General features: G+C 74.4%; 19 protein-coding genes. 6 read left to right on the top strand and 13 right to left on the bottom strand.

Features of this window, described 5'->3' with window-relative positions:
- Positions 1–3 precede the first annotated feature (3 nt).
- On the bottom strand, positions 4–609 hold the full coding sequence (locus ACWGH1_RS10690; RefSeq protein WP_453354182.1) for a hypothetical protein: 606 nt from the start codon (positions 607–609) through the stop codon (positions 4–6).
- A 181-nt stretch (positions 610–790) separates the two neighbouring features.
- Positions 791–1,444: a uridine kinase gene (locus ACWGH1_RS10685; protein ID WP_453354183.1), complete on the bottom strand. Its 654-nt coding sequence runs from the start codon at positions 1,442–1,444 to the stop codon at positions 791–793.
- A 93-nt stretch (positions 1,445–1,537) separates the two neighbouring features.
- On the opposite strand from ACWGH1_RS10685, the gene ACWGH1_RS10680 reads away from it, so the two are divergent.
- Positions 1,538–2,983 carry a WGR domain-containing protein gene (locus ACWGH1_RS10680; protein WP_453354184.1) on the top strand — a complete coding sequence of 482 codons (1,446 nt, stop codon included), beginning with the start codon at positions 1,538–1,540 and terminating at the stop codon, positions 2,981–2,983.
- 30 nt (positions 2,984–3,013) lie between these two features.
- Here the strand turns inward: ACWGH1_RS10680 and ACWGH1_RS10675 are convergent, their stop codons facing one another.
- Positions 3,014–3,382 (bottom strand): cupin domain-containing protein, encoded by a 369-nt coding sequence (locus ACWGH1_RS10675; protein WP_453354185.1) that lies wholly within the window; start codon positions 3,380–3,382, stop codon positions 3,014–3,016.
- Between the two features lie 140 nt (positions 3,383–3,522).
- On the opposite strand from ACWGH1_RS10675, the gene ACWGH1_RS10670 reads away from it, so the two are divergent.
- Positions 3,523–4,215 carry a DUF2293 domain-containing protein gene (locus tag ACWGH1_RS10670; protein WP_453354186.1) on the top strand — a complete coding sequence of 231 codons (693 nt, stop codon included), beginning with the start codon at positions 3,523–3,525 and terminating at the stop codon, positions 4,213–4,215.
- Between the two features lie 42 nt (positions 4,216–4,257).
- On the opposite strand, the gene ACWGH1_RS10665 is transcribed toward ACWGH1_RS10670, so the two are convergent.
- The 3 genes from ACWGH1_RS10665 to ACWGH1_RS10655 form a co-directional block, all read right to left on the bottom strand.
- Positions 4,258–4,953 carry a chaplin family protein gene (locus ACWGH1_RS10665; protein WP_453354187.1) on the bottom strand — a complete coding sequence of 232 codons (696 nt, stop codon included), beginning with the start codon at positions 4,951–4,953 and terminating at the stop codon, positions 4,258–4,260.
- A gap of 167 nt (positions 4,954–5,120) precedes the next feature.
- On the bottom strand, positions 5,121–6,326 hold the full coding sequence (locus ACWGH1_RS10660; RefSeq protein WP_453354188.1) for an SWIM zinc finger family protein: 1,206 nt from the start codon (positions 6,324–6,326) through the stop codon (positions 5,121–5,123).
- Positions 6,323–9,190: an SNF2-related protein gene (locus tag ACWGH1_RS10655; protein ID WP_453354190.1), complete on the bottom strand. Its 2,868-nt coding sequence runs from the start codon at positions 9,188–9,190 to the stop codon at positions 6,323–6,325. The genes ACWGH1_RS10660 and ACWGH1_RS10655 overlap by 4 nt, the downstream gene beginning before the upstream one ends.
- A 449-nt stretch (positions 9,191–9,639) precedes the next feature.
- Here ACWGH1_RS10655 and ACWGH1_RS10650 point away from each other — a divergent pair, with 449 nt between their 5' ends.
- Together ACWGH1_RS10650 and ACWGH1_RS10645 are read left to right on the top strand one after the other, a co-directional pair.
- Positions 9,640–10,089, top strand: coding sequence for a hypothetical protein (locus ACWGH1_RS10650; RefSeq protein WP_453357848.1), 450 nt, complete (start codon positions 9,640–9,642; stop codon positions 10,087–10,089).
- Between the two features lie 76 nt (positions 10,090–10,165).
- Entirely contained in the window at positions 10,166–10,426 is a 261-nt protein-coding gene (locus ACWGH1_RS10645; protein ID WP_453408619.1) for a DUF6343 family protein, read from the top strand.
- A 17-nt stretch (positions 10,427–10,443) separates the two neighbouring features.
- Here ACWGH1_RS10645 and ACWGH1_RS10640 read toward each other — a convergent pair whose 3' ends face one another.
- The 4 genes from ACWGH1_RS10640 to rpsA form a co-directional block, all read right to left on the bottom strand.
- On the bottom strand, positions 10,444–10,872 hold the full coding sequence (locus ACWGH1_RS10640; protein WP_453408618.1) for a tetratricopeptide repeat protein: 429 nt from the start codon (positions 10,870–10,872) through the stop codon (positions 10,444–10,446).
- A 29-nt stretch (positions 10,873–10,901) separates the two neighbouring features.
- Positions 10,902–11,543 carry a dephospho-CoA kinase gene (gene coaE, locus ACWGH1_RS10635; protein WP_453355487.1) on the bottom strand — a complete coding sequence of 214 codons (642 nt, stop codon included), beginning with the start codon at positions 11,541–11,543 and terminating at the stop codon, positions 10,902–10,904.
- Between the two features lie 31 nt (positions 11,544–11,574).
- Complete coding sequence (locus tag ACWGH1_RS10630; protein ID WP_136217145.1) at positions 11,575–12,513, bottom strand: PAC2 family protein; 939 nt, start codon at positions 12,511–12,513, stop codon at positions 11,575–11,577.
- 208 nt (positions 12,514–12,721) lie between these two features.
- Positions 12,722–14,239 carry a 30S ribosomal protein S1 gene (gene rpsA / locus ACWGH1_RS10625; RefSeq protein WP_329194365.1) on the bottom strand — a complete coding sequence of 506 codons (1,518 nt, stop codon included), beginning with the start codon at positions 14,237–14,239 and terminating at the stop codon, positions 12,722–12,724.
- Between the two features lie 340 nt (positions 14,240–14,579).
- On the opposite strand from rpsA, the gene ACWGH1_RS10620 reads away from it, so the two are divergent.
- Positions 14,580–15,446 (top strand): class I SAM-dependent methyltransferase, encoded by an 867-nt coding sequence (locus ACWGH1_RS10620; protein ID WP_453355486.1) that lies wholly within the window; start codon positions 14,580–14,582, stop codon positions 15,444–15,446.
- Positions 15,447–15,450: 4 nt separating this feature from the next.
- Positions 15,451–18,012 (top strand): ATP-dependent helicase HrpB, encoded by a 2,562-nt coding sequence (hrpB, locus tag ACWGH1_RS10615; protein ID WP_453408617.1) that lies wholly within the window; start codon positions 15,451–15,453, stop codon positions 18,010–18,012.
- Here the strand turns inward: hrpB and ACWGH1_RS10610 are convergent.
- From ACWGH1_RS10610 to ACWGH1_RS10600, 3 genes are all read right to left on the bottom strand, one after another.
- The gene (locus ACWGH1_RS10610) at positions 18,002–18,973 is read right to left on the bottom strand and encodes a DUF3068 domain-containing protein (RefSeq protein ID WP_453353125.1); all 972 of its coding nucleotides are present in this window, start codon (positions 18,971–18,973) and stop codon (positions 18,002–18,004) included. The two genes, hrpB and ACWGH1_RS10610, sit on opposite strands and share 11 nt — an antisense overlap.
- Before the next feature lie 14 nt (positions 18,974–18,987).
- Positions 18,988–19,128: an SPW_0924 family protein gene (locus ACWGH1_RS10605; RefSeq protein WP_453353124.1), complete on the bottom strand. Its 141-nt coding sequence runs from the start codon at positions 19,126–19,128 to the stop codon at positions 18,988–18,990.
- A gap of 75 nt (positions 19,129–19,203) precedes the next feature.
- Positions 19,204–20,406, bottom strand: a complete 1,203-nt coding sequence (locus ACWGH1_RS10600) for a lytic transglycosylase domain-containing protein (protein WP_453408616.1) — start codon at positions 20,404–20,406, stop codon at positions 19,204–19,206.
- Positions 20,407–20,539: the final 133 nt, after the last annotated feature.

Here is a 20,539-nt window from a genome sequence, read left to right as displayed (position 1 = left end):
CGCTCACACCGTGTGCTCCTCCTGCCCGAGGGTCTCGATGGCGCCCGACTTGCCCACGCTGTAGTGGAACACCAGGCCCTTGTCCGGGTGGGCGATGAGCCACTCGCTGAGCTCGTGCAGGGTGATCGGCTTGCTCACCGGGCTCGCGACGATCGGGGTCACGGCCGTGATCTTGGCGTCCTCGGCGATCGGGATGAAGGTCTCCGCGCCGACCGCCTCGAAGCGGGCGGCGCCGCCCGGGCCGGGGCAGCCCCAGTGGCCGTGCTTGACGATCAGGCTGTGGGAACCGCCTTCGGGGGTGTAGCGGTAGACGGCGATCTCGTCCGGCGAGACCGGCGCCTTCGAGGCGCAGCCGGGGGCGGGGGCCGACGGCCCGGGCTTGCCGGGGGCGGTGGCGGACGCGGCAGGGGTCGCCTTCGCGGTCGGCTTCGCGGGCGAGGGCAGCGCGCCCCCGGCCGGGGCCGAGGGCGGGGCGGGGGTCGCGCTCGGGGTGCTGCCGGGCGCCGAGCCGGCGGCTCCCGCGTCCGTGTCACCATTGCAGCCCGTCAGGGCCAGGGTCGCGCACAGGGCCAGTGCGGTCAGTGCCGCTGGTTTCGGGCCTCTGCTCATTACCGTCTCCCTCCGCCAAGGCGCCGTGGACCGGTCACCGTTGAAGCGTCATCGGCAACGTAGCCCGCGGGTATCGGCCGGCACGATGGCCTGATCCCGTTCGTCACCGTGCGGGGATCGGGCTGTTGCGGACCGGGGACGTCCGTGACGACGCGGGCCGGCTGACGACGCGGGCCGGCCGTCAGCCGGCCGCGCCGCGGATCCCGGTCCACGCCGGGTGGCGGGGGTCGTCGGCCCGCACCAGCGCGTCGGCGGCCGACTCCGGACCGGTCTCGGACTCGTAGCGCGCGAAGGCGGGCAGGGTCCAGCGCGCGGACTCCTCGGTGCGGCGGGCCAGGGCCCCCGGCGAGAGCCGGATGTGCACGCTGAGGTCGAAGGGGAACCAGTGGCCCAGCAGCAGCGGGCCGTGCACGATCAGCACCGCGCCCGGCGGCAGTTCGGTGTACGGGCTGCGGGTGGCCCGGTCGGTCACGGGGTCCCACAGGTCGGGCAGCACCCGCCCGGTGCCGCCCGGGTCGGTCGGGCCGAACACCTCGCGCCACAGGGCGGCCGTGTCGTACCAGCCGCCGAGGTAGGCGTCCACGTCCTCGCGGCCGTACTCGAAGCGGAGGGAGGCCGGGCGCAGGAAACCGTCGGCGGCCACCACGAGGACCGCCCGGCCGCGCGAGCGCAGCGCGTCGGCGAGGCGCTCCGCCACCGCCCCGGTGTCGGCGGCGGGCGCGCCGTCGATGCCCACCCGCTGCCAACCCGCCTCTTTCGAAGGGGGTTTGCGTTCGTCGAGATGACCGGCGAGCCGCTCGGCCAGCCGCTGCCAGGTGATCGGTTCCAGCTGCACCAGCCCATTGTCAGTGGTGGGCCGTAGCGTTTTTCACGAGGGATCACCGACGCGAACCGAAGCCGTCGGCCCGGCCTTGGGGAGGGGTCTGTCATGACGCGGGAGACGACGTACCTGGAGCTGTCGCAGGACGGCGCAGGGGCGCACAAGTTCTACGAGGTGACCGTGGAAGGCACGGCCGTCTCGGTGCGGTACGGGCGCATCGGCGCGGACGGCCAGCTGCAGAACTCCTCCTTCCCGACGGCGGAGAAGGCCCGGGCGGCAGCCGCGAAGAAGATCGGCGAGAAGGTCCGCAAGGGCTACGCCCCGGCCGTGCGCGGCGCCCGCGCGGCGCGGTCGGTGACCCGCCGGCAGGTGACCTCGGCGCCGTCGACGGCGCGTGCGGTGGCTCCGGTGCTGTGGCGCTTCCGTACGGGCTCCTCCGCCTTCGGGATCCACGTGGACGAGGACCGCTGCTGGGTGGGCAATCAGGCGGGGGACGTCTACACGCTCAGTCACGGCGGCGACGTACTGGCCCGGTACTCGCTGCCGGACGGGGTGAAGTGCCTGGTGGCGGACGAGTTCTGGATATACGCGGGCTGCGATGACGGCACGGTGTACGACCTGTCGTCGAAGGTGCCGTTCGGGGCGTACGACATAGCCGCGGATGTGGACATCTTCTGGCTGGACATCCACGAGGGCGTGCTGAACGTCTCCGACCGCAGCGGCGGGCTGACCGTCATCGACCACGAGGACGAGTTCCAGTGGTCGCGCCGCTCGGCCGGGTCCAACGCCTGGATGGTGCGGGCCGACGAGCGGGCGGTCTACCACGGCCACAGCGGCGGCGTCACGGCCTACGCCCAGGAGGGAGGGCGGGAGTTGTGGCACGCCCCGACCGACGGATCGGTACTGTTCGGCTGGCAGGAGGACACCGCGGTGTACGCGGGCACCGGCCGCAACACCGTGCAGCGGCTGTCGAAGGCGACGGGCGCGGTGGAGGCGTCCTACCGGTGTGACGCGGCGGTGTACTCGTGCGCGACGTCCCCGGACGGCCGGCATGTGTTCGCCGGCGACCTCGCCTCCTCCGTCTACTGCTTCGACGCGTCGGGGCGGCGGCTGTGGAAGCTGGGCACGGGCAGCGGGGCCGCGCTGTCCATGCAGTACCTGGACGGGCGGCTGTACCTGGTGACCACCGACGGGTCGCTGGTGTGCGTGGACGCGAGCGAGGCCGCGATCAGCGCGGCCCAGCAGGGCTCGGTCCCGGCGGCGGTGGACGTGAAGTCCGCGGCGGCGCTGCCCGTGTTCACCCCGCCCGCGTCGCCCGCGGCGGTGGCGACGGTCTCGGTGGCCGCGGCTCCGGCGGGCGGCGTGGTGGTGGAGTGCGTACGGCAGGGGGGCCGGGTGCGCGTCCAGGTGGTCTCCGGTGGCTTCGATCCCTCGTGGAACGTGCAGTTCCCGCGCGGGATACGGGAAGCCGGGGCCCGGTACGTGGTGGACGGACTGCATGCCGCGTCGGGGGGCTTCTACCGGGTGCGCGGGGAGATACGCCGGCTGGTCTGACGCTGGGGCGGGGGGACGCGGCGGGTCCCGTCAGGCGGCGTGGTCCGGGCAGCCGCAGGGCGTGGCCGCGGGCGGGGTGCGGGTCGGTACCGACCAGGGCGCGTCCTCGGCGAGGGAGCAGGTCACCTGGAGCACGACCGGTTCGGTGCCGAGGTTGCGGCCCAGGTGGATGTGGTCGATCCCCGGGGGCTCCACGAAGGTGGTTCCGGTCGGGTGCACCTCGACCGTGTCGTCGTGCAGGATCCGGGTCAGCGTCCCCGACTTGACCACCGCCATCAGCGGCACGTCGTGGTAATGCCACCCCGTGCACTCGCCGGGCGCTATGACGATTTCCCGGCCCACGAGGTCCGAGGCCTCGGTCGCTCTCGGTCGCCGTACCGTCGCCTGCCATCCACCCATGTGTCCTCCTCCATGGGCCGAAAAATCACCCATCCGAGTGACGCTAAGCGGACATGATGACGTCCGAAGCGGATTGATGAAAAGCCAACAACGCACATTCGCAAGGTGATATAGGGATCGGACGGCGGTATCACTCCCTCATGAGTCTCGTCGTCTTCGAGTCGCTGAAGCACATCCACTGCGCCGACTGCCGGCGGGGACCGCTGCGGCACCTCGTCCGCGAGGCGGGCGTGCCCCGCTGCCTCGACTGCGCCGACCTCGGTCACCTGGTGTACCTGCCGCGTGGTGACGCGGCGCTCACCCGGCGGGCCCGGGCGGCCAGTTCGCTGTCCGCCGTCGTAGTCCGCCGCCACAAGCGGCGCCACCGTTACGAACGGCAGGGGCTGCTCGTGGAGGAGGAGGCACTGGCGCGCGCGGAGCGGGCCTGTCTCGCCGACGCCGATGCGCGGGCCCGCCGCCGGGAACGGGACCGCCTGCGCCGCGCGGCCGAGGACACCCGGTTCACGGCGGCTTTCGCCGCCGAGATCCTGCGCCTGTTCCCCGGCTGCCCCGCCGACCGCGCCCGGGCGATAGCCGCGCACGCCTCGCTGCGGGGCAGTGGCCGGGTGGGCCGCACGGCGGCCGGCCGGGCCCTCGACGAGCAGGCGGTCTCGGTGGCGGTACGGGCGGCGGTGCGCCACACCGACACCGAGTACGACGCACTGCTGATGGCGGGCGTCCACCGCTTCGCGGCGCGGGCCCGGCTCGCGCCGCAGATCGACGCGATCCTGGACGGCTGGCGCGCCCGCCCGGAACCCACGGCCGGGCCACTCCGCTCGGACCGGGCCGGCTGAGCGCCGTGCCCTGGCCGGGCGAGCGGCTGGAGCCGCGGGTCCCTAGCCCAGCCGGAAGCGGCGGTAGAGCAGTACGCCGCCGAGCAGGAGCGCCCCGCCGCCGGGCAGCAGGTAGCCGACGGCGTCGGCGCCGGTGTGGGCCAGCGCGCCGGTGGGTTCCTGCTGCTCCGGCGCGGTGATCGGCCGGGGGGTGACGGGCGGCTGGGCCGTGGGCGGCTGGACGGGCTTGGCCGGGCCCGGACCCCCGTTGACGGAGGTGTTGCCGACGGCTCCGTTGCCGACCCCGACCACGTTCACGGAGTTGCCGCTGATGTTCAGCGGCAGGTCGACGGGAAGCTGGATGCCGTTGCCGGACAGCACCCCCGGTGAATCCTTTCCGCTCCCGTGGGCCACGGCTCCCGCGGCGTTGCCGGCCCCGGGTTCCGACGGATGCGAGGCCGGTCCGGGGTGGGCCGGCGCCGGCCCCGGATGGCTCCCGCCGCCCCCGGGCCCGTCGTTGACGCAGCGGTTCCCGGCCGCGGGGTTGAGCAGCCCGACCACGCTGACGGTGTTGCCGCACACGTTCACCGGCGTGTGCACGGGCAGCTGCACCAGATTCCCGGAGAGCAGCCCCGGCGACTGCTGCGCGGCGCCGCCCGCGTCCGCATCGGCGTAAGCGAAGCCGCCCATCCCCGCGACCGCCACTCCACCTCCCGCGACCACCGCCGCGATCAAGCCGTTCCGACGACTGTGACGCATCAGTTTTCCTGCCTTCCGGAGAAGTTCACGGGCAACCGCCCGCACCGGAGACAACGCCGTAGACCCATACGGGTTATAGAGCCAGTACGTATTTCACTCCATCGTGTACTGGGTAACCCGTACTGAATGACCGCAGCCGTTCATGACCCGGGACCCGGACGTGAAGCTCATTTCCGCAGCGCGACGAGCGGGTCCGGGGAGGGCCTGCCGGTGGGCCACCAGTCCCCCTCGTCCAGCCTGGACTCGTACGCGTACCAGAGGCCCTGGCGGCCCAGCCGCAGCTGACGCGAGCGGTCGCTGAGGCGGTTGCGGTCGGGCCGGAAGGAGCCGAAGCCCGCGGCGACGAGAACCGGCCGGGCCCGGTCGAAGGGGCCGGCCGGCGGGTCCCAGGGCTCTTCGAGGACGGTCAGGGCGGCCAGGCCCCCCTGCCGCCAGGCCGCCGCGCCCCGCGCCAGGTCGGTGGTGGTGCGGCCGGTGGCCCCGGCCAGGTCGCGGTAGAGGGCCCGGGCCGGGCCGGTGAGCCCCGCCGTCGGGTGCGCGGAAGCCAGCCGGACGGCGTCCTGCCACAGCGAGAGCCCGGCAAGGGGGTCCTCGCCGGTCCGGAGCAGCGCCAGCGCCCGGGCCGCTGCGTCCGACGCGAGCTGGTCCAGCGCCAGCGGATCCGGCGCGGCGGGATCGGACGGATACGCGGGCGCCAGGCCCACGGCGCCGGGCGGCTCCCAGGGAGCCGGCAGCGGAGGCAGGCCGGTGCGGGCCAGCGCCGCGCGGGCCGGGACCCCGGGAAAGGCGGGCTCGGCATCGGGCCGCTCGCGCGCGGCGTGGGCGGCGTTGCGCTTGGCCAGCTCCGCCAGCAGCTCCCGCTCGCCCCGCCCGCGCAGGAGCAGCAGTACGAACGGGTCCTCGTCCAGCAGCCGGGCCGCCCGGTAGCAGAGCGCCGCGGCGTGCTTGCAGGGCGGGCGGCCGACGTCCGGGCAGGAGCACCGCGGGAGCAGCTCCCCAGCGCCCGGCAGGACCGTATCCGCGAGGGACCGCGGGACCTCCCCCTCCAGCAGCCCGGCCAGAGCCGCCGGATCCGCCGCCACGGCCTCCAGCACCTCACCCCACTCGGTGTCCGCGAAGGCCGGCAGCGCCAGCTCGGTGCGGTACGGCCGGGCCCGGCTGCCCCGCACGTAGGCCACGATCCGGCCCGGGGTGATCGTCACCGCGTCGACGTGGCCCTCCGCCGCGTACGCCCGCCCGCGCGCCAGCCGGGCGGGGTCGTGCGAGCGCTCCTCCAGGGCGGCCACCCAGGCCCGCCCCCACCAGGTCTCGGCTTCGACGCCGGGCGGCACGGTCTCGAAGGTACGGCGGCGGTCGTCCCGGGCGGTGATCACGCGGGCCTCCGCAGCGAGACCAGATCGGCCAGCTCGCGGTCGGTCAGCTCCGTCAGCGCCGACTCCCCCGAGCCGAGGACGGCGTCGGCCAGGGCCCGCTTCGCCTCCAGCATCTCGGCGATCCGGTCCTCGACGGTGCCCTCCGCGATGATCCGGTGCACCTGCACGGGCTGGGTCTGCCCGATCCGGTAGGCGCGGTCGGTGGCCTGCTCTTCGACGGCCGGGTTCCACCAGCGGTCGAAGTGGATGACATGCCCGGCCCGGGTCAGGTTCAGGCCGGTGCCCGCCGCCTTCAAGGACAGCAGGAAGACCGGCACTTCGCCCGCCTGGAAGCGGTCGACCAACTGCTCCCGGGTCGCGACGGGAGTGCCTCCGTGCAGGAGCTGGTGGGGGACCCCCCGGGCGGCGAGGTGCCGCTCGATGATGCGGGCCATCGTCACGTACTGGGTGAACACCAGCGCCGAGCCGCCCTCGGCGAGGATCGTGTCGAGCAGCTCGTCGAGCAGGGCCAGCTTGCCGGAGCGGTGCGCGATGCGGGGCCGCTCCTCCCCCGGAGCACGCCCGGCCGAGCCGTCCTGGTCCGAGCCGTGCTGACGTGAGCTGTGCCCGTTCAAGCTGTGCTCGTTCAGGAACTGCGCGGGGTGGTTGCAGATCTGCTTGAGCGAGGTCAGCAGTTTCATGATCATGCCGCGTCGTTCGATGCCCTCGCTCGATTCGATCACGGCCATCGTCTCGTCCACCGCGGCCTGGTACAGCGAGGCCTGCTCGCGCGTGAGGGAGACCGGGTGGTCGGTCTCCGTCTTCGGCGGCAGCTCGGGGGCGATCCCCGGGTCGGACTTCTTGCGGCGCAGCAGGAACGGGCGGACCAGGGCCGCCAGCCGGGCGACGGCCTCCTCGTTGCCGCCGTCCTCCTCCGTCTGGTGCTCCACGGGACGGGCGTGCCGGGCCCGGAACGTGGTCAGCGGGCCCAGCAGGCCCGGCGTGGTCCAGTCGAGCAGCGCCCACAGCTCGGACAGGTTGTTCTCCACCGGGGTGCCGGTCAGGGCCACCCGCGCGGGGGCCGGGAGGGTGCGCAGCGCCCTCGCCGTCGCCGAGTGCGGGTTCTTGACGTGCTGCGCCTCGTCCGCGACGACCATGCCCCAGCTCTGCTCCGCCAGCTTGGCGGCGCTGGCGCGCATCGTCCCGTACGTGGTGAGGACGAACCCGCCGGCCAGGCCCTCCAGGCTGCGGCTGCCGCCGTGGTAGCGGCGCACCGGGGTTCCCGGCGCGAACTTCTCGATCTCCCGCTGCCAGTTGCCCAGCAGCGACGCCGGGCAGACCACCAGCGTCGGCTCGGGCCGGTCCCGGTGCAGGTGCAGCGCGATCAGCGTGACGGTCTTGCCCAGGCCCATGTCGTCGGCGAGACAGGCGCCGAGGCCGAGCGAGGTCATCAGGTCCAGCCACGCCAGACCGCGGGCCTGGTAGTCGCGCAAGGTCGCCTTCAGCCCGGCGGGGGGCGGCAGGGGTACCGGCTCGCCGGTCAGCCGCTCGCGCAGTGCGGCCAGCGCCCCGACCGGGACCGCCTCCACCTGCTCTCCGCCGACCTCGGCCGTCCCGGTCAGTACGGTGGCCAGCGCGTCCACCGGGTCCAGCAGCCCCAGCTGGCGTTTGCGGGCCTTGCGCACCAGTTCCGGATCGACCCGCACCCACTGGTCGCGCAACCGCACCACGGGCCGGTGCGCCTGCGCCAGCGCGTCCATCTCGCCCGGGGTGAGCCGGTCGCCGCCCAGCGCCAGCTCCCAGGAGAAGGCGAAGAGGTTCTGCGCGTCGAAGAAGGCGGTGCCCTCGGTCGCGGAGCCGGGCGCCGCCGACCGTACGACGGCGGTCGCCGACAGCGTACGGGCCAGCTCGCGCGGCCAGTGGACCACGACCCCGGCCTCCGCCAGCCGGGTCGCGGCCACCCCCAGCAGGTCGTCCAGCTCCGGATCGGAGAGGGCCAGCACGTCGGGGACCGGCTGGTCCAGCAGGCGCAGCAGGGGCGGCCACACCCGCGCGGCCCGGCGCAGCGCGAGGACGGCGTCGATGCGGGCGCGCGGTCCGAACCCGGCGGCGGCCGCGCCCGCCCAGAGCTGCTCCGCGTCCGTGACCAGCGTCGGGTCGGCGAGGCTGTGCACCTGGACCACGGCGGCCCCGGCGCGGCGGGTGTCCTCGGGCTCGGCCTCGTCGAAGAGGCGGAAGGAGGACAGGTCGAGCCGTAGGGAGATGCCCACCCCGGCATCCGCCCCGGCCGCGACCTCGGCGGCCCACTCCCGTATCCCCGGCACCCGCTGGGGCTCCCGGGCCGCGAAGGGCCGCCCGGCGGCCACCGGCGCGGCGGGGGTGCGGGGCAGGCTGTCCGCGGCGGCGTCGAGGAAGGCCCGGACCAGGGCCTCCGGTTCGGGCAGCTGGAGCGGGCGGCGGCCGCTGAGCGGGGTGGCGTATCCCTCGGGGGGCAGCGCGGCGGCGATCGCGCGCAGGTGGGCCACGTCCGCGGCGTCGAGCGGTCCGGCCCGCCAGGCGTCGATGCCGTCGGGGGTGAGGCCCGGGAGCAGCCGCCCTCGCGCGACCAGGGCGAGCGCCTGCGCCGCCGCGGTACCCCAGGCCCGGGTGGCGGGGTGGGCGGCGCGGCTGCGGGCCGCCCGGAGCAGCAGCGGCAGCGCCGCGCTGACCGAGAGGCTGACGGACGGGACGGTACGGGTACGGACCCCTTCGCCGTGCGGCCGGACCACGGCGAGCGGGGCCGCCTTCCCGGTCTCGGGGAGCGGCTCGCCCTCCGGGCACCAGAAGGCCACCCGGCCCTGGCGCGGGACGGACGCGGGAAGGAACACGGCGGCGTGCCGCAGCAGTGCCTGCGGCGCCGCCGGCGCCGCTTCCCGGGTCTGCGCGTACGCCTGGGATGCCGGTGTCGCGGTGCCCACGGTGCTCCTCCCCTCCCGCCGGTCGGATGGTTCGCCTCTGCCGCCGAGTCTAGGCGGGCCCACTGACAAGGCCGCCGGCCCGCGTCTTCGCCGGCCAGGCCGGCGGGCGGCAGCGCCCCGTCACGTCCGTGTCCCGATTCCGTCCCGGTCCGCGCCCGGCGCGCAGGCCGGGGTAGGAACTCCGGGACCACCCACCGACCGGGAACGGGGACCAGCCGACCATGCTCCGACGCCTCACCACCGCCCTCGCGGCCGCCACCGCGGCAGCCTTCCTGTTCTCCGGCCCGGCCACCGCCTGGGCCGCCACCGCGTAGCCCGGCTTCCTCGACGGCGCCGACCTGCCCGCGCACCCCTCCTCGCCCTGGTACGCCGGGAAGGTGACCAAGGGCCTGCCCGAGGACGCGCCGTTCTGCCTGGAGCGGGCGCTCCCGGCCACCGGCAGCCTGCACCGCGTGTTCACCACCGACTACGACACCGGCGCCACCCAGCTCTCCGTCCGCGCCGCCTCCGCCCCGGCGGCGGCGGCCCTCGCCGCGTCCGTGGAGCGCGAGGTCGCCGCCTGCGCCGCCGACTGGCTGCGTACGACGCCCGGTGGCACGGCCTCCTGGGAGGACTACGGCAAGCTCCCCGTCGGGGAGGGCGCCCACGTCTACGGGGTGCACACCTCGGTCCCGGATTCCGAACCCGGTGTCCACCTGTTCGGCGTCGGCCGGGACGGCGCGACCGTGACCGTCGTGAAGTGGGGGCAGATGGGCACGCTCGCCGACGCGCCCGTGGCCGCCTTCAAGCAGACCACCACCACGGCCGTGCGCAAGCTGAACCCGTAACCCGGCCCCCTGCCACCGGGCCGGCGGTGGGACCATGGAGCTGAGGGCCACGGTGATCCGAGGCGAGGCGATGGTCATGCGTAGCGGCAACGAACCGGTGACCGCCCGCAGTCCGCTGCGGCTGCGGTTGTGGCTCAGCATGTGGGGCCTGCTGTGGGCCGCGGGCGGTGCGGCCCTCTTCTCGCTGGCCGGCCGCCCGGGGTGGGCGGCCGCCTGCGCGGTGGTCGCGGTGCTCGCGGCGGTGGACCTGGTCGTGGTCGTCCGCCACATCCGTCAGGGCCCGCACTACCAGCCCGGCCGCGACGTCCCCCCGTACGAGCCGCCGCGCTCCCGCTGAGCCCGGCGCGCCCCCGCCTACTCTTCGAAGCGCGCCGCGGCCAGGTACTCGGGCTGCGGGTCGAGCGCGGCGGCCAGCCGGAAGTGCTTGCGGGCCTGCGCGCGGCGCCCGGACCGCTCATGGGTCCGGGCGAGCGCGAAGTGCGCGTACGCGTTGTCCGGTTCGCGCTCCAGCACCAGCTCGAACTCCAGCGCTGCCGGGCGCAGTTGCGCGGCCGCGAAGAAAGCCCGGGCGCGCAGCAGCCGGGCCGCCGTGTTCTCGGGATGGGCGGCTATCACCGAGTCGAGCAGCCTGACGGCGCCCCGCGGGTCACGGGCGGCCAGCAGTCGCTCGGCGGCCCGGAAGTCGATGACGTGCGTCTCCGGACTGCCGGCGCCGGGGGAGCCCGGCGAGCCGGAGGACCCGGAGGACGACGGCGGCTGCGGCGGGGGCGTGGTGTCGGACACGTTGTCTTTCCTTCCCTCTGCGGGCGCCTTCACGCCCCTTCCCGGCCCGGCCCGCTCCCGCCTCGGGCGCCGGCCGCCGCGGCCCGCTCGGTCAGCGTCTTCCACACTTCGCGGACCTGCGGCGCCAGTTCCTCCAGCGGCCCGTCGTTGTCGATCACGAGCGTCGCCACCGCCAGCCGCTGCTCCCGCGTGGCCTGCGCCGCCATCCTGGCCCGCGCCTCTTCCTCGGACATCCCGCGCAGCCCCGTCAGCCGGGCCAGCTGCGTCTCCGGCGCCGCGTCCACCACCACGACCAGGTCGTACAGCGGTGCCAGGCCGTTCTCGGCGAGCAGCGGTACGTCGTGCACCACGATCGCGTCGGTGCCCGCCGTGCCCTCCAGCTCGGCGGACCGGGCCCCGACCAGAGGGTGCACGATCGCGTTCAGTATCCGCAGTTTCTCCGGGTCGGAGAAGACGATCGCGCCCAGCCTGGGCCGGTCCAGCGCCCCCGCATCCGTCAGCACGGACTCCCCGAACGCCGCCACGACGGCCGCGAGCCCGGGTGTTCCGGGCTCCACGACCTCGCGCGCGATGCGGTCGGCGTCCACGATGACCGCCCCGTACCCCGCCAGCAGCCGCGACACTTCGCTCTTGCCGGCTCCGATTCCGCCCGTCAGGCCCACTTTCAGCATGCCCGGCAGCCTAAGGGCTGACCCGGAGGGATCAGCCCTCGCCCTCGCGCTCGGCCAGGAACCGCTCGAACTCCCGCCCCAGCTCCTCCGCCGAAGGGATCTCGGCGGGCTCCGCGATCATGTTGCCCCGGCTCTCGGCCCCGGCCGCCGCGTCGTACTGGTGCTCCAGCCCCTGGACCAGGGCGACCAGTTCCTCGTCGCCCTCCCGGATCTGCCGGTCGATCTCCGTCTGCGTGCGGTGGGCCTCGGTGCGCAGGGCGTGCGCCACGGCCGGCAGCACGAGCCCCGTCGCCGCGGTGATCGCCTCCAGGACGGTCAGCGCCGCGTCCGGGTACGGGGAGCGGGCGACGTAGTGCGGTACGTGCGCCGCGACGCCCAACACGTCGTGCCCGGCCTGGCCCAGCCGGAACTCGACCAGCGATTCCGCGCTGCCCGGCACCTGCGCCTCGTCGAACGGGCTGCGGTGCCCCGGCATCAGGTCGGTGCGGTTGCCGTGCGGGGTGATGCCCACGGGCCGGGTGTGCGGGACGCCCATCGGGATGCCGTGGAAGTTGACGGAGAGCCGCACGCCCAGGCGCTCGACGATCTGCCGCACGGCGACCGCGAAGCGCTCCCACTCCACGTCCGGCTCGGGGCCGGACAGCAGCAGGAACGGCGCGCCGGTGGCGTCCTGCACGAGGCGCACCTCCAGCTTGGGCTCCTCGAAGTCCGTCCAGTGGTCGCGCTGGAACGTCAGCAGCGGGCGCCTGGCCCGGTAGTCCACGAGCCGGTCGGCGTCGAAGCGGGCCACGACCTGGTGGGGCAGGGTGTCCAGGAGCCGCTCGACGATCTGCTCACCGGCCTCTCCCGCGTCGATGTACCCCTCGAGGTGGTAGAGCATGACCAGCCCGGCCGAGTCCTGGGCGAGCGCCAGATCGGCCACCGCCAGGCCCTTGGCGTCCCATTCGTACAAACCCTGTGGATCAAGCACCGCCACCACTCCTCCTCGCCGCGTTCTCTGCAAGAACGCCCAAGGGGGCGGCGCCATTCCCCAGTTGGCCGCTTTCCCGCGGAATCGGTCCGGGGCGGCGCGGAACGCGGGGGAAACGCGATGAGGCCCGCCCCCCGAAGGGGACGGGCCTCACCGTTCAGCTCAGCTCACTCGCGCGCCGGGCGCGGAGCGTGCCGCGTTGCTGCGATCAGCTCTGGCCGCCGGCCAGCTTCTCGCGGAGCGCGGCGAGGGCCTCGTCCGACGCCAGGGCGCCGGAGGTCTCGTCCGAACCCTCGGAGGAGTAGGAGCCACCCGAGATGTTGCCCGCACCGGCGTTGCCACCGGCGGCCGGGGCGGCAGCGCCCTCGGCAGCAGCGGCCTCGTCGGCCTCGCGGCTCTTGATGACCTGCGCCTGGTGCTGCTCGAAGCGGACCTGCGCCTCGGCGTACTGGCGCTCCCACGTCTCGCGCTGGGTCTCGTAGCCCTCGAGCCAGTCGTTGGTCTCGGGGTCGAAGCCCTCGGGGTAGATGTAGTTGCCCTGGTCGTCGTAGGACGCGGCCATGCCGTACAGGGTCGGGTCGAACTCGACCGACGCCGGGTCGGCACCGAAGGACTCGTTGGCCTGCTTGAGGGACAGCGAGATCCGGCGACGCTCGAGGTCGATGTCGATGACCTTGACGAAGATCTCGTCGTTGACCTGGACGACCTGCTCCGGGATCTCCACGTGGCGCTCGGCCAGCTCGGAGATGTGGACCAGACCCTCGATGCCCTCGTCCACGCGGACGAACGCACCGAACGGAACCAGCTTGGTGACCTTACCCGGGACGACCTGACCGATCTGGTGGGTCCGGGCGAACTGCTGCCACGGGTCCTCCTGCGTCGCCTTCAGCGACAGGGAGACACGCTCGCGGTCCATGTCGACGTCGAGGACCTCGACGGTGACCTCCTGGCCGACCTCGACAACCTCGGAGGGGTGGTCGATGTGCTTCCAGGACAGCTCGGAGACGTGGACGAGACCGTCGACGCCGCCCAGGTCCACGAAGGCACCGAAGTTGACGATCGAGGAGACGACGCCGGAGCGGACCTGACCCTTCTGCAGGGTGGTGAGGAACGTCTGGCGAACCTCGGACTGGGTCTGCTCGAGCCAGGCACGGCGGGACAGGACCACGTTGTTGCGGTTCTTGTCCAGCTCGATGATCTTCGCCTCGAGCTCCTTGCCCACGTAGGGCTGGAGGTCGCGGACGCGACGCATCTCGACGAGAGAGGCCGGCAGGAAGCCGCGGAGGCCGATGTCGAGGATGAGACCACCCTTGACGACCTCGATGACGGTACCGGTGACGATGCCGTCTTCTTCCTTGATCTTCTCGATCGTGCCCCAGGCACGCTCGTACTGAGCGCGCTTCTTGGACAGGATCAGACGGCCTTCCTTGTCCTCCTTCTGGAGAACCAGGGCCTCGATCTCGTCGCCGACCTTGACGACCTCGTTCGGGTCGACGTCGTGCTTGATCGAGAGCTCGCGGCTCGGGATCACGCCTTCGGTCTTGTAACCGATGTCGAGGAGAACCTCGTCCCGGTCCACCTTGACGATGACGCCGTCGACGATGTCGCCGTCGTTGAAGTACTTGATCGTCTCGTCGATCGCCGCGAGGAACGCGTCCGCGTCGCCGATGTCGTTGACCGCTACCTGCGGAGGGGTGGTGGCGGTGGTCTCGGTGCTGCTCGTCATGTGGGAAAGGGCTCCGGTTACGGACAGAAAGTCGTAGGTACTGCTACGCCGGGAGCCCTTATCGGCAACTGCCGAAGCCGGACAGCCAAGGAAGCCCCGAATCCGCGCGAGCGGGAGGCCTCGAAAACCGAGGGGACATCAACAGAAGCAAGCGCAGCCTGCTAGGTCTGAGGAGCACAGGCTCGCAGCGCAACTTGTAGCATACGGGGGCAGCCGGACAGGGTCAATGCGCGAAGGCGCACACCCCGGGCGGATCGCCGCATTACCGGCACAAATCGTGGGCGGGGAAGGCCCGCTGGCTCTCCCTCCCCACTTCTCGCAGACTACGACGACGGGCCCCATGAACAAAGAGGACTACCTCCCCGGAGACGCGTTCGAAATCGCCGACGGCGACGGGGACGGTTCCGACGCCGAGGCCACCCGCCGCGCGGCCGGCGAAGCCGAGAGCAGCCGGGCGAGCCGGGGCTGGTGGGACCGCAACGCCGACGAGTACCAGAGCGAGCACGGCGCGTTCCTCGGCGACGACCGCTTCGTCTGGGGACCCGAGGGCCTGGACGAGGAGCAGGCGGCCCTCCTGGGACCGGCCTCCTCCCTCCGGGACAAGGACGTCCTGGAGATCGGCGCCGGCGCCGCCCAGTGCTCGCGCTGGCTGGCCGCCCAGGGCGCCCGCCCGGTGGCCCTCGACCTCTCCCACCGCCAGCTCCAGCACGCCGTGCGCATCGGCGACGGCGACGGGCCGGGGGTGCGGCTCGTGGAGGCCGACGCCGGCCGCCTGCCCTTCCGCACCGGCTCCTTCGACCTGGCCTGCTCCGCCTACGGGGCCGTCCCCTTCGTCTCCGACCCGGTGAACGTCATGCGCGAGGTCCACCGCGTGCTGCGCCCCGGCGGCCGCTGGGTGTTCTCCGTCACCCACCCGATCCGCTGGGCCTTCCCCGACGAACCCGGCCCCGAGGGGCTGTCCGTCGCGGCCTCCTACTTCGACCGGACGCCGTACGTCGAGCAGGACGAGCAGGGCCGCGCGGTGTACGTGGAGCACCACCGCACCCTGGGGGACCGGGTCCGCGACGTCGTCGCGGGCGGGTTCCGCCTGGTGGACCTGGTCGAGCCGGAATGGCCCGCCTGGAACACCCAGGAGTGGGGCGGCTGGTCCCCGTTGCGCGGCAACCTGATCCCCGGGACCGCGGTCTTCGTCTGCGAGAGGGACTGAGCCCTTGATCCGCACCGCCGACCTGGACGCCCTTCCCGTACGGGCGGCCGTACCCGCCCTCGTCTCGGCGCTGGACGCGCACGGCGCGGCGGTGCTGTGCGCACCGCCGGGGACCGGCAAGACCACGCTGGTTCCGCTGGTGCTGGCCGGGCTGGTGGGGGGCGGCGAGCGGCGCCGGGTCGTGGTGGCCGAACCCCGGCGGATCGCCGCCCGGGCGGCGGCCAGGCGGATGGCGTGGCTGCTGGGCGAGGCCGTCGGCGGGTCGGTCGGCTTCACCGTGCGCGGCGAGCGGGTGACCGGCCCGCGCACGGCGGTGGAGGTGGTGACCTCCGGGGTGCTGCTCCAGCGGCTCCAGCGGGACCAGGAGCTGGCCGGCGTCGACGTGGTGGTCCTGGACGAGTGCCACGAGCGGCACCTCGACGCGGACACGGCCGCCGCCTTCCTCCTGGACGTACGCGCGGCCCTGCGCCCGGAGCTGCGCCTGGTCGCGGCCTCCGCGACGACCGACGCGGCCGGCTGGGCCCGGCTGCTGGGGGACGCGCCGGTGGTGGCGGCAGAGGGGGCCTCGTACCCGGTGGAAGTGGTGTGGGCGCCGCCGGCCCGGCCGGTGCGGCCGCCGCAGGGGATGCGGGTGGATCCGGCGCAGCTGGCGCACGTGGCCTCGGTGGTGCGGCGGGCGCTGGCGGAACGTTCCGGCGACGTCCTGTGCTTCCTGCCCGGCGTCGGCGAGCTCGCCCGGGTCGCCGGGCAGCTGGACGGCGTGGCCGCGGAGGTGCTCCAGGTGCACGGCCGGGCCGCCGGCTCCGTGCAGGAGGCGGTGCTGGCGCAGGCCGCGCACCGCCGGGTGATCCTGGCGACGGCGGTCGCGGAATCGAGCCTGACCGTGCCCGGCGTACGGGTGGTGGTGGACTCGGGGCTGGCCCGCGAGCCGCGGGTGGACCACGCGCGGGGCCTGGGCGCCCTGGCGACCGTACGGGCGTCGCGCGCGGCGGGCCGTCAGCGGGCCGGGCGGGCCGGTCGTGAGGCACCGGGGACGGTGTACCGCTGCTGGTCCGAAGCGGAGGACGGGCGGCTGACGGCGTACCCGGCGCCGGAGATCCGGATGGCCGACCTGGCGGCGTTCGCGCTCCAGGCGGCCTGCTGGGGCGACCCCGACGCGTCCGGGCTGGCCCTGCTGGACGCGCCGCCCGCCGGGGCGATGGCTGCCGCACGGGAGGTCCTGCGGGCGGTCGGCGCGGTGGACGGCGCCGGGCGGCCGACCCCGCGCGGGCTGCGGATGGCCCGGCTGGGGCTGCACCCCCGGCTGGCGCGGGCCCTGCTGGACGGCGCGGCCGTGCTGGGCGCGCGGCGGACCGCACAACTGGTGGCGCTGCTGAGCGAGGAGCCGCCGCGGGAGTACGGGGACGACCTGGCGGCCGCCTGGCGCGCCGCCCGGCACGGCGGCGACGCCTACGCGGGACGCTGGCGCGCGGAAACCCGCCGCCTGGAGCGCGCGGTGGGCGACCCGGCGGCCCCCGCCCCGGCTGACACCCCGGGCCCGCCGGCGTCCGGGGCGCGGGGCCCGGGGCGCCCCGGCTCCCTCCCCGACGACGCCGCCGCCGGGCTCGTCGCCGCGCTGGCGTTTCCCGAGCGGGTGGCGAAGGCCAAGGGCGGCGGGGCGTTCCTCATGGCCTCCGGGACGGCGGCCGAGCTCGGTGACGGGTCGGGGCTGCGCAGCGCGCCCTGGCTGGCCGTCGCCGTCGCCGACCGCCCCTCGCACTCCGCGTCCGCCCGGGTGCGGACCGCGGCGGTCATCGACGAGGACACCGCCCGGACCGCCGCCAACCACCTGCTGGCTTCCGGTGAGGAGGTGCGCTGGGAGAACGGGGACGTGGTGGCCCGGGCGGTGGAGCGGCTCGGCGCGGTCGAGCTGGTCGCCCGGCCGCTGCGCGACCCCGGCCCCGGGCAGGTCCGGGCCGCCCTCCTCGAAGGACTGCGCACCGAGGGACTCGGCCTGCTGCGCTGGTCCCCGGACGCGCGGACGCTACGGGCCCGGCTGGGCTTCCTGCACCGCACGCTGGGCGGCGCGTGGCCCGACGTGACGCAGGACGCGGCGCTGCTGGAGCGGGCCGACGACTGGCTGGAGCCCGAGCTGTCGCGGGCCCGGCGCCGCGCCGACCTCGCACGGATCGACGCGGGCCAGGCCCTGAACCGGCTGCTGCCCTGGGCCACCGGCGAGGCGGCCCGGCTCGACGAGCTGGCGCCGGAACGCCTGGAGGTGCCCAGCGGTTCGCGGATCCGCGTCGACTACGGCGCGGAGCACGGCCAGCCCGTGCTCGCCGTGAAGCTCCAGGAGCTGTTCGGCATGGCCGAGACCCCGAAGGTGGCGGGAGTGCCCGTCCTCGTCCACCTGCTGTCGCCCGCCGGGCGGCCCGCCGCCGTCACGGCCGACCTCGCCTCCTTCTGGCAGGGCGGCTACCGCGCCGTGCGCGCCGAGCTGCGCGGCCGCTACCCCAAGCACCCCTGGCCGGAGGATCCCGCGACCGCCGAGCCGACCCGGCACACCAACGCCCGGCTCAGGCGGTGAGTTCCCCGGCCCGGCGCCGGCCGCGCGCCTCCAGCCACAGCGCGAGCGCGAGGAGCACGAGCGCGCCGGCCGTCAGGCCCAGGGGCGCGTAGGTGTGCAGGGCGAGGACCTTCGTACGGTTCGACCGCACCAGGTCCACGGTGTACGCGGAGTAGTCCGGCCGCATCTTCACGTCGCCGGCGAAGACGGTCAGCCTGCCGTCGGGCGCGCCGGCCGCGATGCCGCCCCGCATCTCCTGCTGGATCTGCTGCTCGGCGTTGACGGGCGCGCCGGTCACCGGGTCGACCCAGAACATCGCCTTGACCGTGTACCAGAGGCTGGTTCCGGTGCTCTGCTCGAACGTCTTGGGGTCGATGCCCTCGATCGGCATCTTCTTGGGCAGCGGGACCTTGGTCCAGGGGACGGTCTGCTCGAAGTAGTAGACGTCCATGCCCTTGAACGTGCGGGGGCCGACGTAGTGGATGGGTGAGGAACTGCGCGTCTGCGCGTCGAAGTAGAGGTAGTCGCGCGGCTCGGTGAAGAACGGCCACTTGAACTCGATGCCCTCGCGCTCGACCGGGTCCCCGTCGACCATCTCGCCGGTGGCGTGGACCGGGTCCTGGGTGTGGGCGTCGAAGACGTACCGCTCGGGGATCTGGGAGACCATCTTGCCGTCCGGGCCCATGATGTAGGACAGGGTGTCCCAGACGACGACGTCCTTTCCGGCGCTCGCCTCGATCTCCTTCGACGCCTCGACGTTGCCCTTGAGCGTCTGGACGATCGTGACCTTGTCGACCTTCTTCGGCTGCATGCCGGCGGTGTAGTCGAGGAGGGTGGCGTCCTTCGCCTCCAGGACCATCTCCTGGTACTGGTCCGGCGGGATCTTGGCGAGGCGGGGGTACGCGTACCAGCGCAGCAGTGGTGCGAGCGCTGCGCAGAACACGGCTGCGGCAAGCAGGACGAGGCTGGCTCTGCGTCGCACGGCCGGGCCCTCCTCTACTTTCCGGGCGCGGGGGGCGCGGTGGTCAGCAGGGGCTTGGGCGAGGTAGTGCCTTCGGGCACCCCGAGCGCCGTGACGGCGAAGACGAGGGCCAGCGCGGCGGCCAGCCCGACGGCGGCGGCGGCGAGTGCGCGCATGCGGGGCTCCGGATCTGATGGGGTGTCAGGGAGGGGGCACCGTAGCAACGCGGGGCGGAGATGAGAACCGTTCGACTACGGGGTTTCGGAGCGGCTCGCGGAGGGCGTGGGGCCGGACTTCGGGGCGGAGGTGGGGGACGGCTTCGGGGCGGGGGTCGAGGTGGGGCTGGGCTTCGGCGTGGGCCTGGGGGTCGGCTTCGGCGTGGGCGTGGGGGTCGGCTTCGGCGTGGGCCTGGGGGTCGGCTTCGGCGTGGGCGTGGGGGTCGGCTTCGGAGTCGGCGTAGGCGTAGGCGTAGGGGACGGTGTCGGGGTGGGCGTGGGTGTGGGTTTCGGGGTGGGGGACGGCGTGGGCGTCGGCGTAGGGGTGGGCTCCGGCGCCGGTTCGGGACCCGGCTTCGTGGGGGTCGCGGTGCCCGTGCCGCCCTCGTCGGGTACCTCGTGCGCCCCGCCCAGGTAGTACGCGTACCAGGACCGCACGGTCCTCAGGTACTCCCCGGACTGGTTGTACGACAGCACGGCCCGGTCCAGGTCGGCGGCCGCCCCCAGGTCCCGGCTCCCCGCGCACAGGTAACGCCCGGCGGCCAGCGCCGCGTCGTACACGTTGTTCGGGTCCCGCCGGCCGTCGCCGTTGCCGTCCTGGCCCCAGACCGCCCAGGTGGACGGGATGAACTGCATCGGCCCGACGGCCCGGTCGTAGCGGGCGTCGCCGTCGTACGCGCCCGCGTCGGTGTCGGCGATGTCCGCGAAGCCGTTGCCGTCGAGGACGGGCCCGAGGATCGGGCGCAGTGTGGTGCCCGCGGCGTCCACCCGGCCGCCCCCCGCCTGCCCCGACTCGACCTTGCCGATCGCCGCGAGCAGTTCCCAGCGCAGCCCGCATCCGGGGTCGGTGTCCGCGACCTTCCGCTCGGCGCGCCGGTACGCCGCGAGCACGCTCGCGGGGATCCCCCGTGCGCCCACCGCCCCGCCGTGGGCCACCGGCTCGGTGTACGGCGCGGCTGCCTCCGCGGGCGCGGGCGACGCGGACCCGCCGGCCGACGGGGTCTCGGGCGGCTGCGGCCCGGCGGGCGGCGGGAGTTCGGTGGAGTAGGCGGTGTCCCCGCCCTGCCCGGCGGCCGCGGCGGGGCCGGGACCGGTTCCGGCCGCCAGGGGCGGCTTGTCCTCGCTCCCCGATGCGGGCCCCTGGGAGGCGGTCACCGCGGCCACCACCAGCGCCGAGACCAGGGCGGCGGCGCCGCTCCTGCGCAGCCAACCGAACCGGGCCGATATTCGTCCCCGCATGAGCCGGACTCCTCCCCGTCGACGTCCGCGTGACCCTACGTCAACTGCCTGCACAAGACACGTACAGCAGCCGGGACTTCACCATTTCCCCACGTCGTGCGCGGGTCGCGCATACTGTCCCGACCGATCGGAG

The organism is Streptomyces sp. NPDC054883, assembly GCF_053610645.1.
Note: the sequence above shows the minus strand (reverse complement) of the source record. Positions and strands in the feature narration are given on the sequence as shown.

Coding starts and splice junctions, on each gene's coding strand:
- ACWGH1_RS10675 (WP_453354185.1), bottom strand. CDS start 3,382: ATGGGTGGATGGCAGGCGACGGTACGGCGACCGAGAGCGACCGAGGCC.
- ACWGH1_RS10600 (WP_453408616.1), bottom strand. CDS start 20,406: ATGCGGGGACGAATATCGGCCCGGTTCGGTTGGCTGCGCAGGAGCGGC.
- ACWGH1_RS10690 (WP_453354182.1), bottom strand. CDS start 609: ATGAGCAGAGGCCCGAAACCAGCGGCACTGACCGCACTGGCCCTGTGC.
- coaE (WP_453355487.1), bottom strand. CDS start 11,543: ATGCTGAAAGTGGGCCTGACGGGCGGAATCGGAGCCGGCAAGAGCGAA.
- ACWGH1_RS10680 (WP_453354184.1), top strand. CDS start 1,538: ATGACGCGGGAGACGACGTACCTGGAGCTGTCGCAGGACGGCGCAGGG.
- ACWGH1_RS10670 (WP_453354186.1), top strand. CDS start 3,523: ATGAGTCTCGTCGTCTTCGAGTCGCTGAAGCACATCCACTGCGCCGAC.
- ACWGH1_RS10605 (WP_453353124.1), bottom strand. CDS start 19,128: ATGCGCGCACTCGCCGCCGCCGCCGTCGGGCTGGCCGCCGCGCTGGCC.
- ACWGH1_RS10645 (WP_453408619.1), top strand. CDS start 10,166: ATGCGTAGCGGCAACGAACCGGTGACCGCCCGCAGTCCGCTGCGGCTG.
- rpsA (WP_329194365.1), bottom strand. CDS start 14,239: ATGACGAGCAGCACCGAGACCACCGCCACCACCCCTCCGCAGGTAGCG.
- ACWGH1_RS10620 (WP_453355486.1), top strand. CDS start 14,580: ATGAACAAAGAGGACTACCTCCCCGGAGACGCGTTCGAAATCGCCGAC.
- ACWGH1_RS10665 (WP_453354187.1), bottom strand. CDS start 4,953: ATGCGTCACAGTCGTCGGAACGGCTTGATCGCGGCGGTGGTCGCGGGA.